Origin of the sequence: Virgibacillus sp. 7505 (assembly GCF_002272135.1) — a bacterium.
In the GTDB taxonomy this organism is placed as follows: domain Bacteria; phylum Bacillota; class Bacilli; order Bacillales; family Amphibacillaceae; genus Terribacillus.
Window position 1 is genome coordinate 1 of record NZ_NPBF01000323.1, and the last position, 233, is coordinate 233.

1 protein-coding gene is annotated in these 233 nt (G+C 49.8%); it reads right to left on the reverse strand.

From position 1 onward, the window contains the following. The coding region (locus tag CHH91_RS19155) for an L-threonylcarbamoyladenylate synthase (protein ID WP_176465885.1) at nt 1–229 on the reverse strand (229 nt) is incomplete at its 3' end. Nucleotides 230–233: the final 4 nt, after the last annotated feature.

The window sequence follows — 233 nt, forward strand, 5'->3', positions numbered from 1 at the left end:
CTGCCATGAGTTTGCTGGCGTTTGCCGGAATCGATTTGACCAGCTTGTCCAACTGGCTGTTGTCGCCAATATGGACAATCAGTGGATTATCGCTAGGGCGCCCTTTTGCCGCGAATATTTGTGCGACCGCCTCGTATGAGAGAGCATTGGCGCCAAGCCCATAGACCGTTTCGGTTGGGAAAGCAATCAGCTTATTTTGTTTTATCCACATAGCTGCTTCTTGAATCATCTCG